We start from the raw sequence: 13,568 nt of genomic DNA, 5'->3' as shown, positions 1-13,568 counted from the left end.
ATTTTCCATAAGATTGTTTGTTTTGAAATGTTACACTTCAACTAAAGATGCAATTTATTTGAAGAAGGGTTTTTGAATAGAGAGGTAGAAGGTGAATATACAACAATTAAGGAGCTGGTTATGTGAATCTGCCTTTGTTAAGGGCTGAAGGGATTATCGTTAATGAAGATAAGACCGAAATTCTTGTGCAATGTGATTTTGTTGAAAGTTTTTACCGTCTTCCAGGGGGAAGTATAGAATTCGGCGAAACAGCAGGTGAAGCTATAAAAAGGGAGCTAATTGAAGAATTTGATTTAGCTTTGAACATTGGCCAACTTGCTTGTATTTGTGAAAGTATTATTCTGTATGATGGGAAGAGAAGGCATGATTTCACCTTAATCCATTGGTGTTCAAGTAATAATACACTGAATTACCTTTTGCATAAAGAAGTTCCAAGTATCAAGCTTGTTTGGCGTACAATTTCTCAATTAAGCGAAAGACCATTCTATCCGGAAGGAATTTTGGATATTATTGTTTCAGGTGATAATTTTATTAAGCATATCAAAAGAGAAAAGACTTATGAATGATTTTTATTAAACTCCCGGGTACTTTCCTTCAAGATATAGTTCAGTTAAATGCAATAAAATATTTTAGGTATGGGAGGAATATTAATGGACGCATTTTTCTATTTTAATATGTTTAGAAATATAATTTCTAAATTTTTCTTAGATGGTATCTGGGTAGTCGGATTTTTTTACTTGTTAACCAAGACATATGAAAGTGATAGACTTAAACAGGTTTCCAAATATGTAATGGGAACTTCTTTGGCATTATTATTTATTTATTCCGTAATGGGAAGTATATAAATACTTCCTTTTCAACTAACAGGGTATCTTTACTTCAATTAGGAGTAAGGACTTTATTCTTCTACAACTAAACTTGCAGTTAAGTTGAGAAGGAATAATTTTTGAGGTTAGAATAAGTAAATAGAGATATAAAACTGGGGGAAAATAAATGGAGGAAAAGGATAGAGGCACTTTATATTTTAATATGGCTATTGGTACACTAGGACTTCTCGTTATTTTAGTAGGATTATTCAAATATGTTGAAACCGTCGGTGGGAATGCTTCATTTGCATTAGTAGGTTTTCCTTTAACAATGATTTACTTAAATTATCTTGAAGGGAAAGCTGGTATAAGTAAAAAAATATTATGGATTAAATCTATCATAGCGATTTCCTTGCTGATTATAATTTACATCTTCATTTTTAACTAATGAGGGAGGCTTTTAAAACAACATCTACCTTTATCATATACATAAAAAAACTGCATACACGCCTCAAGTTTCTTTGAGTGGGTATGCAGTCTTTTACATATTATTTTTTGATTAACTCTAAGTCAACCGGGATAGAAGCTTCCACTTCTTCTCCTTTTAATGCTTTGATAGCTGCTTCCATTGCCTTTTCACCAATTTGTTCTGGCTTTTGTGCAATTGTACCAGCAAGCTTACCATTTTCTACAGATTTTACAGCATCATCAGTAGCATCAAAACCGATGACAATAATGTCTTTTCCTGCAGATTCAATTGCTTCTAAAGCTCCTAGTGCCATTTCATCATTGTGAGCAAATACACCTTTGATGTCTGGATTAGCTTGAAGAATGTTTTCCATTACCGTTAAGCCTTCTGCACGGTTAAAGTTAGCAGTTTGCTTTGCTACTACGTCTAATTTACCATCGGCAACATTGTTAAATCCTTCTCCGCGGTCACGAGCAGCAGAAGATCCTGCAACACCTTCTAATTCAACTACAGCTGAACCTTCTCCAACTAATTCAAGTAAGTATTCACCTGCAAGCTCTCCACCTGCAACGTTATCTGATGCGATATGAGCTACAATTTCTCCACCCTCTGAGCTACGGTCAACTGTTACTACCGGAATATTAGCTGCATTTGCAGATTCCACAGATGAAACTACCGCTTGAGAGTCAACTGGATTAATAATAATCAAATCTACTCCTTGTTGGATTAAATCCTCTACATCACTTGCTTGTTTAGAAGCATTATCCTGTGCATCGACCACCGTTACGGCTGCACCCAATTCCTTAGCCTTCGCTTCTGCTCCATCACTTAATGTTACGAAAAATGGATTGTTTAAAGTAGAAACAGATAAACCAATTTTGTAATCACCCTCTGAACCAGTAGATCCTTTTTCAGAATCAGATTTCTCAGAGCCAGGTGAATCCAATGAACATGCTGCTAGAAACATTGATACGATTAACAGTAAAGCAAAATAAAGTTTTTTCATGAAGTTATTTCTCCTTTATGCTGTTTTTTTACGATCGATTAATACTGCTAATAATATAACTGCACCCTTCACCACTTGCTGGAAGAAAGAGGATACCCCAATTAAATTTAGACCATTATTCAAGACACCGATTATAAGTGCCCCGATTAAAGTACCAACAATCCAACCACGACCACCTGTTAAGCTTGTGCCACCAAGTACTACCGCTGCAATGGCATCTAGTTCAAACATGTTACCAGCAGTAGGCTGAGCTGAATTCAAACGAGATGTTAAAATAAGAGAAGCAAGTGCTGCTAGTGCACCGGTTAATGCGTAAACATATATTTTAATACGGCCAACCTTAATACCAGAAAGACGAGAAGCCTCCTCGTTACCTCCGACCGCATAAACTCGACGACCAAATGTCGTCTTTTTTAAGATAAAGTATAGAACTCCAAATGCAACAGCCATTGTTACGACTGGTACAGGTATACCTAAGAAATATCCTTTCCCAATCATTTGAAAAGATACAGAATCGCCTAAACCTGATATTGGTCTACCTTCTGTGTAAACTAATGTCAATCCTCGGTATATAGTCATTGTTGCTAAAGTAGCGATAAATGGAGCAACATTTCCTTTAGAGATAATAATTCCGTTAATTGCTCCTAGAACAGCTCCCAGAATAAGACCTATTAGCATAGCTAAAATTGGATCCATTCCACTAGCAAGTAATCCTGCTGTAACTGCTCCTGTTAGAGCTAAAATTGATCCAACTGATAGATCAATCCCTCCAGTTAAAATGACGAAGGTCATCCCAAACGCGATAAGCGCATTAATAGAAACCTGTCTAAGTACATTCATTAAGTTATTTACGGTTAAAAAATTTGGGCTTAATATAGTGATGATGACCACTAGTAAGATAAGTCCTAGCAACGGTCCTAATTTTTGTAGTACTGATTGTGAACTAGATTTTAGCAACTTTGTCCCCTCCGGTAGCGTAATGCATTATTTTTTCTTGTGTCATTTCTTCTTTGGTAACTTCACCGGTTAACTTTCCTTCATGCATCACGAGCACTCGATCGACCATTCCAATGATTTCAGGAAGCTCGGAGGATACCATAATGATAGATACTCCATTTTCTGCAAGTGTGTTAACAATGGAGTAAATTTCTTTTTTCGCGCCTACGTCTACACCGCGTGTCGGTTCATCCAATATTAAGATGTCTGGCTCAATACCTAGCCATTTGGCAATGACTATCTTCTGTTGATTCCCTCCACTTAATGATTTAACGGTTTGATCTGGACCAGAAGTACGTACACCTAGTCTTTTTACCATGGAATCATAGAGGCTTTTTTCTTTTTGCGTATTCACAACACCATTTTTAGATATTTTACTAAAATTTGTAATACCTAAATTTTCTTTTACGGAGAAATCTAAAATCAATCCTTCAGATTTTCTATCCTCTGTTACGAAGCCGAAACCGAGCTTTATCGCATCTTGCGGAGTATTTATTTTCACTTGTTTACCATCAAGTATTAGCTCTCCACTATCGAGCTTTTTATAACCAAATAGGGATTGAACTACCTCTGTTCTTCCTGCACCCATTAGGCCAGCGATACCAAGTATTTCTCCTTTTCGTAACTCAAACGAAATATCCTCGAAGTAACCTTTTCTAGTTAAGTTTTTTGCTACTAGCTTTACATCCCCAATTTTAGATTCTCTATCTGGAAAACGTCCGCCTAGCTCTCTCCCAACCATCATTTGTACAATTTCATCAAAGTTTGTTTCTTTTATATTTCTAACACCTACATAGCTTCCGTCACGTAGAATAGTGATGCGGTCACATATAGCAAATATTTCTTCCATTCGATGGGAAATATAGACGAAGGATACACCTTTCGCCTGCAATGCTCTAATAGTCTCAAAAAGTGTCTCTATTTCTCTATCGGTTAATGCTGCGGTCGGCTCGTCCATGATGATGACCTCTGCATTAGAAGAAATGGCCTTTGCAATTTCAACTATTTGCTGCTTACCAACTGAAAGATTTCTTGCAGTCGTCTTTACGTCTATATCTAAGCCCAGACTTAGCAGCACCTCTCTAGCAGCCTTGTTCATTTCTTTTGTTTTTAAAATACCCGATCTACCAAGGGTTTTTTCGTTCCCAAGAAATAAGTTTTCAGCCACTGATAGATCTGGAAGAATATTAAGCTCTTGGTGGATTACAGCTATCCCAGCCTGCTCTGCTTCCTTTGGGTTTTTAAATTCAACAGGTTTTCCTTTAATAGTGATTTCACCAGCATCTTTTGTATAGATACCTGTAAGAATCTTCATCAAGGTAGACTTACCTGCACCGTTCTCTCCCATTAGCGCATGAATTTCTCCTGGTGCTATTTCGAATTCCACATTATTTAACACCGTATTTCCATTAAAGGCCTTTGTAATACCAGTCATCTGAATCATTGCTTCCACCACCTTTAAAATATGACACCAGCTTGTAAGATTATATTTGCATAAGGACTAGCCTCACCAGTTCTTATAATAACTTTAGATTGTCTAGTCATTGCTTTAAATTTTTCATGTGAGACTTCAGAAATTTGTTCAATGGATTTATTCACTACATAGTGCATTTTTGCATTAGCGACCTTCATCTCAGCAGCAACATAAGCCTTTTCCACTACTAAATCGTCTAACACAATTGCTAAAATTTCATCGAATGATGGTTTCCCAAGGATATAAGATAAATCGATGCACGTAACGCCATTAGGAATTGGTAATCCACAATCGCTTATTGTAATTTGATCGGTATGCCCTAGCTTTGCAAAAATTCCAGCTAAATCACGATTTAATATGCCATGTTTTTTCAATTGCTAACACCCTCTAATCTTTTTACTACTTCCGTATGGCTTGGCATACCGCCTTGAGCACCAAATTTTTCTACAGACAAAGAGGCAGATGCATTTGCGTAACGAACCGCTTCTTCTAAACTTAAACTTTGTCCAAGTGCATGAGCGAGTGCTCCGTTAAATGTATCACCTGCACCCGTCGTATCTACTGCAGTTGTTTTAAATCCGGGTACGAGTATATGTTTCGTTCCATCAAAATATCTAGCACCTTCACTACCTAACGTCACAATTAGCTTGTTTGGATATTTCTCTAAAGTTGCTTCCATATTTTGACCAAATATTAGCTCACACTCCGTTTCATTTGGTGTTAAATAGGCAACATAGTCCATAAATTCTAGCTGAAAACCACTAGCTGGCGCAGGGTTAAGCAATACAGGAACGTTTAACTCTCGGCAAAGCTCTAGCGTGTATTTCACCACAGGAATTGGAATTTCTAGCTGCATGATCACAAACTTGCTTTGCTGAATTGTTTCTTTCATCCTTTTGATGTTTGCCTCAGTTAACAAATAGTTTGCTCCAGGGACGACGATAATTCTGTTATCGCCTTCGGATAATAAAATATTAGCGATTCCAGTTGCAGCCTCCTCTGTTTGCATAACTGAATCGGTATTTACTCCATTTGCTTTCAGGTCCTCTAATAATTCTCTTCCAAAGCTATCTGTTCCAACGCTAGCAAGCATATGTACATTGCTTCCTAAGCGTGCTGCAGCAACAGCCTGGTTTGCTCCTTTGCCTCCGGGGATAGTCGTAAAGAGTTGTCCTAAAACCGTTTCCCCTTGGACGGGAAAGTTGTCTGTTTGCACTACAATATCCATATTCATACTTCCTATAACTGTAATCATCGTTGTCCACTCCTTGTCGTTCCCCGTTCCACTAGCTCTACAGGTACTTGAATCACTCTTTCTTCTATCTCAATTTCTTCAATGATTTTAATGAGTACACGGGTTGCCAAAGCACCCATTTTGTAAATGTCTTGGGCTACCGTCGTCAGTCCTGGAGTCAACATTCCTCCAAGTGAAATCCCATCAAACCCCATAATTTGTAGCTGGTCAGGAACACTAATACCTAATGAATGTGCAGCCTTCAAAGCACCCGCTGCAGATACATCAGTACTCGCAAATATGCCGTCTACACCCTTAATATCTGCTAAGAATTCCCTTGCAATCTTTTCTGACTCCTCAAAATGAAAGGGACTTTCAATAATATGAGTTTGTACTGTTTTTCCTTCGACAGCCTTCAGAAACCCAGTCAATCGATCATCAGCTGGACCGAGCCCTTTAGGCCCTCTCATAAATACAATATTTTGGCAGCCTTTTTCCAGCAAGTAATTCGTTCCCATCCGTGCTCCTTCCACATTATTGGAGGAAATGGTAGGAATAGATTCGTGAATCATCCGATCTAATGCCACAAGCGGTACTTTTAAATCTTCATAGTGGCTTGCACGAAGCTGGTTTGTCGTTACGATAAACCCTGCTACATATTTTTGCTTTAAAGTATCTATATAATGTATTTCTTTTTCAGATTTTTCATCAGAATTACACAAAACTACTGTATATCCATAAGATAATGCGATATCTTCAACCGCTCGAGCGAGCTCTGGAAAGAATGGATTCGTAATATCTGGAACAATTAACCCTATAAAGTTTGTTTGCTTTGTCGTTAAAGATCTTGCTACTTGGTTAGGTATATATTCTAATTTTTCAATAGCTCTTTTAATCTTGAGCTTTGTATCTTCACTGATATACCCTTTTCTATTTAAATAACGGGATACAGAAGCAACGGAAACACCAGCTTCTTTTGCTACGTCTCTAATGTTTGCCATCTGTTTTCCCCTTCTCCTTTAAATGTGTAACCGGTTACACACAATATAACAAGGAGTTTTCAAACTGTCAATAAAAAATTATACTACACTTTCCCTCCCCTACATTTTTGTTGTATAACAGTGCGTTCTCTAGCCTTCAAGGAACTTAAAGACCTATTATTCGTAATATTCATTGAATATAAAAATAAAACTAAAGGATGAAACCTATGATTTTTAAGATATGGAAGATTACGAAGCATATTGTTTTAGGAGTGGTTGCTCTATTTGTTCTATGGTTTGTTGGTCATCAGATCATGTCTTTATATGAAATAAACAAATATGAAGCAATTGGCCAGCACGTTGAGGTAGATGGAAAAGAAATGCATGTCTATGAAAAAGGAGCAGGAGATAACACAATTGTTTTATGGACGGGACTCGGAACTGCTGCCCCTGCCCTTGACTTCGAGCCACTAGTGAAAGAACTATCAGTAGACAATAGAGTTATTGTTGTAGAGCCATTTGGATACGGCTGGAGTGAGAAAACTGATAAAAAACGTAGCGTGGAAAACATCACAGAGGAAATAAGGACTGCTATATTACAGTTAGATATTCAAGAACCATATATTCTCATGCCACATTCTATTTCAGGTGTTTATAGCATGTATTATGCGAACAAGTACCCTGAAGAGATAAAAGCGATCATCGGCATTGATCCAACCTTGCCCCAGGCTCTTGAGTACTTTGAAGAAGATGCTCCCACCATGCCAAAGGCTTTAAGCATTATTGCTCCTAGTGGGTTGGCGCGATTGGCTATGTACATTACCCCTGATAGTTTTTTACCAATAGCAGCGGAAAGTACATATTCTAAAGAAAACTTAAAGATGACTAAGCTTATTTCATCCTGGAGTGGATATAACGGAAATGTCATTAATGAAACCAACCTTATCCAAGAAAATATGGAGTTAACAAAGGAACTTACCTTTCCTCCAGATTTGCCTGTCATGATATTTACGAGTGACACCGAAAAAATAAATGAGGACGGTAAATCGAATATTACTTTTTATGAAACACAATTAAAAGATAGCACTTTAAGTAAGCTTGTTCCTTTAGAAGGTCATCATTATTTACATTGGACCCAATCGGAAACCATGAGTGATGAGGTGGGGGAATTTATAAAGAGGATGGAGTAGAATTTTTGGAGGGTAGGGAAATAACTAATTCACGTCTTTACATTTTAAAGAGTAACTAATTTCTTCTCAATTATCGTTGTTTGGAGAGGAGGCGGCGACTCCTGGGGGAACAGCGCGAGCTGAAAGCCCCGCAGGAGCAAAGCGACGAGGAGATTGAAGCCGTGCCCCCGGAAAGCGTCCGCTGGAACGGAAAACAACTATATATTATTTTGATGAGATTTTTGTCCCATCCTCTATCCATTTATGGAGTATATTTTTCAGAGACCTTCACTACAACTCCATCTTCTAAAGTTATATCATATGGCCCTTTTACAACTGCTAAGTAAGAAACGAATTCCTTTTCCTCTACTTGCTTTGGTTTGGCTGTATCATCTTGATTAACCAAATAGAACTCAGCATCTTCCGCTAGCTTTAAGCTTTCTGCCTTTTGTGATTCATCGTAAATCATAAATCCAGTAGCTAAATCCTTTTCCGTATCTAGCCCTAGTTCCTTGATACGATCCGTATCGGATTCCTCAATCCACTCTACTTCATCAATGATTAGACTTTTATTTGGTAGATCGAAGTCTCTTACGTAGGCTAGCATTTCTTTTTTCTCTTCCTTTGCCTCTTCTTCCTTCGGCTCGTCGCTACAAGCACCTAACAGTAAAAGTGCTCCTAAAGTTGTAAGGAGAAGCATAGACATTTTATTTGATAGTAGTTGTTTCATATACAATCATCCTTTCCTGGTAAGTGATTAGACGGAAAAACAAGTAAAAGGTTCTACCTATTTTAAAAATTCCAACTTCCAAGATATAAGTTTAATTTACTTTTTCTTAAAAAGAAACCATAAAAATATGAATATTATAAATGCAACAAATTCTAATGATAGAATATAGTACGGATATGGCCCAAGGAAATCCAACAAACTTCCTCCAGCTGGCTTCCTTTGTAGAAACATATAGTTTCCGTCCACAAGAGAGTTAATCCAAAAAACAAATGGTAGCAAAATATTTAAGGCAAGCATCGTTGTAAGAATTCCCTTAAAGGTCGGTCGATATCCTTTGACCCAAGTAAAGTAGAACGCTGCCAGTATGATCCCCGCATGTGTATAAAAAAAATGAAAATATCTAAAGTGAGGGTAATTCATATCCAATACAGGTGTAATCATGGCCTGTATTGCACCACCTATGCCCGCAAAAAAAACAAACTGATAAACTAAACGATTACCCGTCCATAGCAGAACGATTGTCAGTAGAAGGCTAATACTGCATAGTTCAAGAGGCAGTGAATTCCTTAGCTCCCATCTGTCTGTTTGAATGAGCCAAATATGATATAAAATATCCATCACTAACAACGACAAGCCAAATAGACGTTCACCTCGAAGAATCCCCTTCTCAGATTGTGGCCAACGATTCCTTGTGAAAAAAAGAAGAAGTATGAAAAGAATAAATGCAGCTATCGCACTCCAATGCTCGACTGAAAACATGATAAATCGCTCTTCCAACTAACTCACCACCCAATTTTATTACTATAATACTATTCGAGTTAGCTAGAGTATTTACCTTTATCTATTTGGTTAATATTGAAGCAGTAAATATTTGTGGGAACCTATTTTTTATGGGGACCGACCGATTATTTGCCGGAACCGACCGATTTTGCGGGAAAACCGACCGATTATTGGTAAGAACCGACCGATTCCTAATTTTTGGTGTGCTGTTCTATGGTAGCTACGATTTCTGCAACACTTAATGTGCCATCCACTACTAAATCAGAATTAGGCATTATCGTTTTTAGCATTTCTAGATATCCCGCTCTCCCACCAGCATTGTAATTTTCCATATCTTTTATTATTTCCTCTCCAGATTTCCCCTGGAAATCCCTCAAGACTCTACGTGCCATTGCAATATCCAAAGGGGTATCTATAAATACAGTCATATCAATATAGACGCTTCCTGCCGTATGCATTTTGGCGAAAGGATAATCTAACACAATATACTCCAATGGTTCTTCGATTAAATTTATTAAGTCCTTTTTGAAAGGGGCTATATCCCACTCATCATAATTAGCACCTCTTATTATCCATTCTCTGAAATTATGTGGACCACCTAATTCATAATCATCAAAATAGAGTGCCTTAGAATTATGTAATGCTTTTATTAGTTCTTTAACTACTGTAGTTTTCCCCCCGCCTGAGACTGCTGCTACAGAAATGACAAATGGTCTTTTTCTTTTATTCATTTTTTCTCCTTAAAATTTAATATTTCCATTAATGATGAGGTTAAATGACTATGCATAGAAAAAAATTAGTTAAAAAGCGCATCTCTATGCTCACTTACTTTTGATACTATATCTAATAATGAATTTGCTAGGTTCGATTAACCGGGACTTTTTAATCGAAACTTATACCTTCGACATCACACCTCAATCTGAAAAAGAATTGAATACTTTCATGCTCATTTTTAATAGGTTCCTTAAGTTTCTGCAATGTCCTTTTTCCTACTCGTCTATCAATTACAGCAAGAATTTTTATAATCATATCAGCTGACTTTAAAGACACTTCAATTGGTGTATTAAAGTACTCTTCCAATGCATCAAAAAAATCATATTGTGCTAAGATGCCTTCTTTTTTAATTATATTATGAGCCTGCAATCCAACTTCCCAATTTAACTTTCGATTATCAATATCATATTGGATATTTTGTTTCTCTCTAATATCCCATTCTTTAATATGCATTGTTCTATCAGCAGTAATTGTACACATACTTAATATTTCCTTTTTATCGACTGTAATAACAGCTCTTCCCAACTGGTCATGTGCTTTGCGATAATTAATAATGTGAAAATCAATTCGATCTTTTAATGAGTCACAAGTAAAACTTTTCAAATGTTTTTTTACTTTACTCCATTTCGGACTATACATTTTATACCCCTTTATCTTATAGACTTCTTTTTACAGCAATCATCAATTTAAGTGTAACATTTCAAATACGGTACTCCCTTATGAAATTAATTTTAATTAAGATATCAAAAAAGAGCATCGCTTAATAGCGATGCTCTCCTTTGGAACTAGACTTCTAGTTCCCAGCGTTTTTGTTCATCTTTTTTCATTTTATCTTCGATTTCTTTTGGCCATGTAGTACGGTATTTGTGGTTATCTGCCGGGATGATCTCAATCATTTTATCAATCATGTCTTGAGGGTCATATTGATTCTTCAAGGACTCCTCTTGCTCTTTCATGTCTTCCTTCTTCGTAAAATGTTGCTCTTCATTAAACCATTTATATTTTTCCTCTGCGCTTCGATCGTTAAAGCCTGTATTATATGGGCCTGGATTGATCGTAGCTACCTGAACGCCAAATTCCTTTAACTCCTGCTGCATCGTTTTCGCAATTGCTTCCACTGTATGCTTAGTTGCCGTATACGGTCCTACATATGGAGTAGCAGATAGACCTGCCACGGAGCTAAGGAAAACAATTTTACCGCTCCCTTTTTTCACTAGCTTGCGTGCTGCAATTTGTGCTGTCTCTAAAGTAGCAAATACGTTCACTTCGAATAATGCACGAAAACGATCCATTGGCACCTCTGCAAGTGGTCCACCTTCATTAATAGCAGCATTCGCTACAAATATATCAAAGTCGTAGTCTTCCATTTGGGCCCGATCTCTCGCATTCGTTATATCTAATTTAAAAATTTCCATATCTAAACCTAGATCTCTAGCTTCTCTAAGTAAATCTGTTTTTTGGGAAGTCGTTTCGGTGGTTGCAATTAAGCGATGCCCTTTTTTAGCTAGTCCTATAGCAGTCCCTCTTCCAAGGCCACTTCCGGCTCCAGTGATAAAAATTGTTTTACTCAATTGTATTCCTCCTAACAAAATAGTAGTCTATTTCTTTTCTTCCCTTTACAGACTAGCTAAAACATAGATACCTATCAGCTACCGACCTGATCCAATTCCTCCTAACTCCATTTATTCACCATTACACGGTCATACTGATAACGTCTAATAATAATGCTTAGCTTTTGATGCCATTCATTACAAACTCCCTTAGCCTCTTCGTATTCCTCATATTCCTTGTACTCCTCTTTATAATCTTCCAAGTAGGTAAAATAGTGAATAGGCTCCGACAAATCATCCGTGACGATTTTAAAGCAAAGACTGAATTCTAGCTCCTCGTCTTCTTCCTCATACTCTTCTTCTAGTTCTTCATTTTCCTCTTTATCCTCTAACTTAATCTGGCTACTTAGTATTCCCTCTTTAGGGAATACGGATATCGTTTTTCCGTCTTCTATTAGGGCTGCCTCTAATACTTTATTAAAAGATATATCTTTTATTTCAAAATCACTTCCTAGCTCGTCTCTACTAGCTATATAGAGAATTTCCGTGACTTCATTTATGAGTAAAGCATTGAGATTATTTGGTGTTACTAGTTTCTGAGTATGTGGAATTTCGTCTAGAATCTCTTCTGTGATTCTTCTATTCTCTTCATTAATCTCTTCATTTCTCCTCTTCCATTCCCAAGTCCCCCAGAAAAACAAGGCAACTGAAATAATTAAATATAAACCTATCGATCGCATATGGTCCATTGAAAAAGACAGGAAAAAATAAATAGCGCTAAGTAGATAAATTACGATAATTTTCATATGCATTGCCCCTTATTTTTAAACTTCTTATATAGACTTTATTCGATAGATTATAAATTTATACTTCTAATCTCATAGTTAATGCTCCAAGGAGACAAATTTATATACTTTATGTAAAATTAAGGAATGAGTTAATTTCCATAGGGGGTCTTATTATGAAGGAGCTTGTAGTTTATCAAAGTAAAGGAAAACAATTAAAGTTTGTTTTACTTGCATTTGTCATGGTTGCAGCTAGTTTAGTAGTCTTCCTGACGGGACTTGGGAGCCAAGATTCAAGGAACATCATTTTTATAGCTATTGGTGTAATCGGAATACTATTTTTTGGTTTCTGTCTTTTGTATATAATTAAAGATTTCATTGTTGGAAAGAAAATACTTGTTGTGAATGAAAAGGGGTTTTATGATTATTCCTCAGCAATTGCTAGTAAGGATTTTATCGGATGGGAGCGTGTCCAGGAATTAGGTACATACACTATACAAGGACAAGTATTTATAACTGTCTTTTTATTCGATGGTGATGAGTTTATAAAATCTCTACCCGCCATGAAGAGGACGGCGATTAAGGCTAATATAAAACTGGGTGCTGGACACATTAATATTAATACACAAGCAGCAAAAGGAATTACTCGGGATGAGATTCTACATGAGATGAGCATTTATTTCGATGAATATTTAAGAAAATCTTCCATAGTGGTTGAGGAAATTAGCATTTAGTAAAGCATATGTTTTTCATGGATAAAATTAAAAGGCATCCTTTGATTTTCTAGGGATGCCTTTCATTTTGCTTTATAAGTA

The 13,568-nt window shown here is 36.7% G+C and carries 17 protein-coding genes; 5 read left to right on the top strand and 12 right to left on the bottom strand.

Annotated elements, in window-relative coordinates:
- The first annotated feature begins 122 nt into the window (after window positions 1-122).
- The 3 genes from MKX96_RS04040 (at window position 123) to MKX96_RS04030 (ending at window position 1,254) form a co-directional block, all read left to right on the top strand.
- Window positions 123-566, top strand: a complete 444-nt coding sequence (locus MKX96_RS04040) for an NUDIX domain-containing protein (protein ID WP_340882175.1) — start codon at window positions 123-125, stop codon at window positions 564-566.
- An 84-nt stretch (window positions 567-650) separates the two neighbouring features.
- Window positions 651-845, top strand: coding sequence for a hypothetical protein (locus MKX96_RS04035; RefSeq protein ID WP_340882173.1), 195 nt, complete (start codon window positions 651-653; stop codon window positions 843-845).
- A 148-nt stretch (window positions 846-993) separates the two neighbouring features.
- Window positions 994-1,254: a hypothetical protein gene (locus MKX96_RS04030; RefSeq protein WP_298470013.1), complete on the top strand. Its 261-nt coding sequence runs from the start codon at window positions 994-996 to the stop codon at window positions 1,252-1,254.
- Between the two features lie 100 nt (window positions 1,255-1,354).
- On the opposite strand, the gene rbsB is transcribed toward MKX96_RS04030, so the two are convergent.
- Genes rbsB through MKX96_RS04000 form a run of 6 tightly spaced genes read right to left on the bottom strand, consistent with a single transcriptional unit; the run spans window position 1,355 to window position 6,986 of the window.
- Window positions 1,355-2,281 carry a ribose ABC transporter substrate-binding protein RbsB gene (gene rbsB, locus MKX96_RS04025; RefSeq protein WP_169360417.1) on the bottom strand — a complete coding sequence of 309 codons (927 nt, stop codon included), beginning with the start codon at window positions 2,279-2,281 and terminating at the stop codon, window positions 1,355-1,357.
- Window positions 2,282-2,296: 15 nt separating this feature from the next.
- A complete protein-coding gene (rbsC, locus tag MKX96_RS04020; RefSeq protein ID WP_169360416.1) occupies window positions 2,297-3,238 on the bottom strand; it encodes a ribose ABC transporter permease in 942 nt (313 codons plus the stop codon).
- Window positions 3,225-4,721 (bottom strand): sugar ABC transporter ATP-binding protein, encoded by a 1,497-nt coding sequence (locus MKX96_RS04015; protein WP_340882170.1) that lies wholly within the window; start codon window positions 4,719-4,721, stop codon window positions 3,225-3,227. The genes rbsC and MKX96_RS04015 overlap by 14 nt, the downstream gene beginning before the upstream one ends.
- 14 nt (window positions 4,722-4,735) lie before the next feature.
- Window positions 4,736-5,125 (bottom strand): D-ribose pyranase, encoded by a 390-nt coding sequence (rbsD, locus tag MKX96_RS04010; RefSeq protein ID WP_340882167.1) that lies wholly within the window; start codon window positions 5,123-5,125, stop codon window positions 4,736-4,738.
- Entirely contained in the window at window positions 5,122-6,006 is an 885-nt protein-coding gene (rbsK, locus tag MKX96_RS04005; protein ID WP_169360413.1) for a ribokinase, read from the bottom strand. Before rbsK ends, rbsD begins: the two co-directional genes overlap by 4 nt.
- Window positions 6,003-6,986: a LacI family DNA-binding transcriptional regulator gene (locus tag MKX96_RS04000; protein WP_340882163.1), complete on the bottom strand. Its 984-nt coding sequence runs from the start codon at window positions 6,984-6,986 to the stop codon at window positions 6,003-6,005. The genes rbsK and MKX96_RS04000 overlap by 4 nt, the downstream gene beginning before the upstream one ends.
- Window positions 6,987-7,192: 206 nt before the next feature.
- On the opposite strand from MKX96_RS04000, the gene MKX96_RS03995 reads away from it, so the two are divergent.
- A complete protein-coding gene (locus MKX96_RS03995) occupies window positions 7,193-8,155 on the top strand; it encodes an alpha/beta fold hydrolase (protein ID WP_340882161.1) in 963 nt (320 codons plus the stop codon).
- A 241-nt stretch (window positions 8,156-8,396) separates the two neighbouring features.
- On the opposite strand, the gene MKX96_RS03990 is transcribed toward MKX96_RS03995, so the two are convergent.
- From MKX96_RS03990 to MKX96_RS03965, 6 genes are all read right to left on the bottom strand, one after another.
- The gene (locus MKX96_RS03990) at window positions 8,397-8,864 is read right to left on the bottom strand and encodes a hypothetical protein (RefSeq protein ID WP_169360410.1); all 468 of its coding nucleotides are present in this window, start codon (window positions 8,862-8,864) and stop codon (window positions 8,397-8,399) included.
- A gap of 96 nt (window positions 8,865-8,960) precedes the next feature.
- The gene (locus tag MKX96_RS03985) at window positions 8,961-9,641 is read right to left on the bottom strand and encodes a YwaF family protein (RefSeq protein ID WP_340882159.1); all 681 of its coding nucleotides are present in this window, start codon (window positions 9,639-9,641) and stop codon (window positions 8,961-8,963) included.
- A gap of 194 nt (window positions 9,642-9,835) precedes the next feature.
- Window positions 9,836-10,375: a hypothetical protein gene (locus MKX96_RS03980; RefSeq protein ID WP_340882158.1), complete on the bottom strand. Its 540-nt coding sequence runs from the start codon at window positions 10,373-10,375 to the stop codon at window positions 9,836-9,838.
- 151 nt (window positions 10,376-10,526) lie between these two features.
- Window positions 10,527-11,057: an SF0329 family protein gene (locus MKX96_RS03975; protein ID WP_340882156.1), complete on the bottom strand. Its 531-nt coding sequence runs from the start codon at window positions 11,055-11,057 to the stop codon at window positions 10,527-10,529.
- 146 nt (window positions 11,058-11,203) lie between these two features.
- Window positions 11,204-11,989: an SDR family oxidoreductase gene (locus MKX96_RS03970; protein WP_340882155.1), complete on the bottom strand. Its 786-nt coding sequence runs from the start codon at window positions 11,987-11,989 to the stop codon at window positions 11,204-11,206.
- 101 nt (window positions 11,990-12,090) lie between these two features.
- Entirely contained in the window at window positions 12,091-12,774 is a 684-nt protein-coding gene (locus tag MKX96_RS03965) for a hypothetical protein (protein ID WP_340882153.1), read from the bottom strand.
- Window positions 12,775-12,929: 155 nt separating this feature from the next.
- On the opposite strand from MKX96_RS03965, the gene MKX96_RS03960 reads away from it, so the two are divergent.
- Entirely contained in the window at window positions 12,930-13,487 is a 558-nt protein-coding gene (locus MKX96_RS03960) for an STM3941 family protein (RefSeq protein WP_340882151.1), read from the top strand.
- Window positions 13,488-13,568: the final 81 nt, after the last annotated feature.

Source organism: Psychrobacillus sp. FSL W7-1493, from assembly GCF_038004905.1.
Taxonomy (GTDB): Bacteria; Bacillota; Bacilli; order Bacillales_A; family Planococcaceae; genus Psychrobacillus.
The sequence above is the reverse complement of the archived record's forward strand: the minus strand, read 5'-3'. Positions and strand labels throughout refer to the sequence as shown.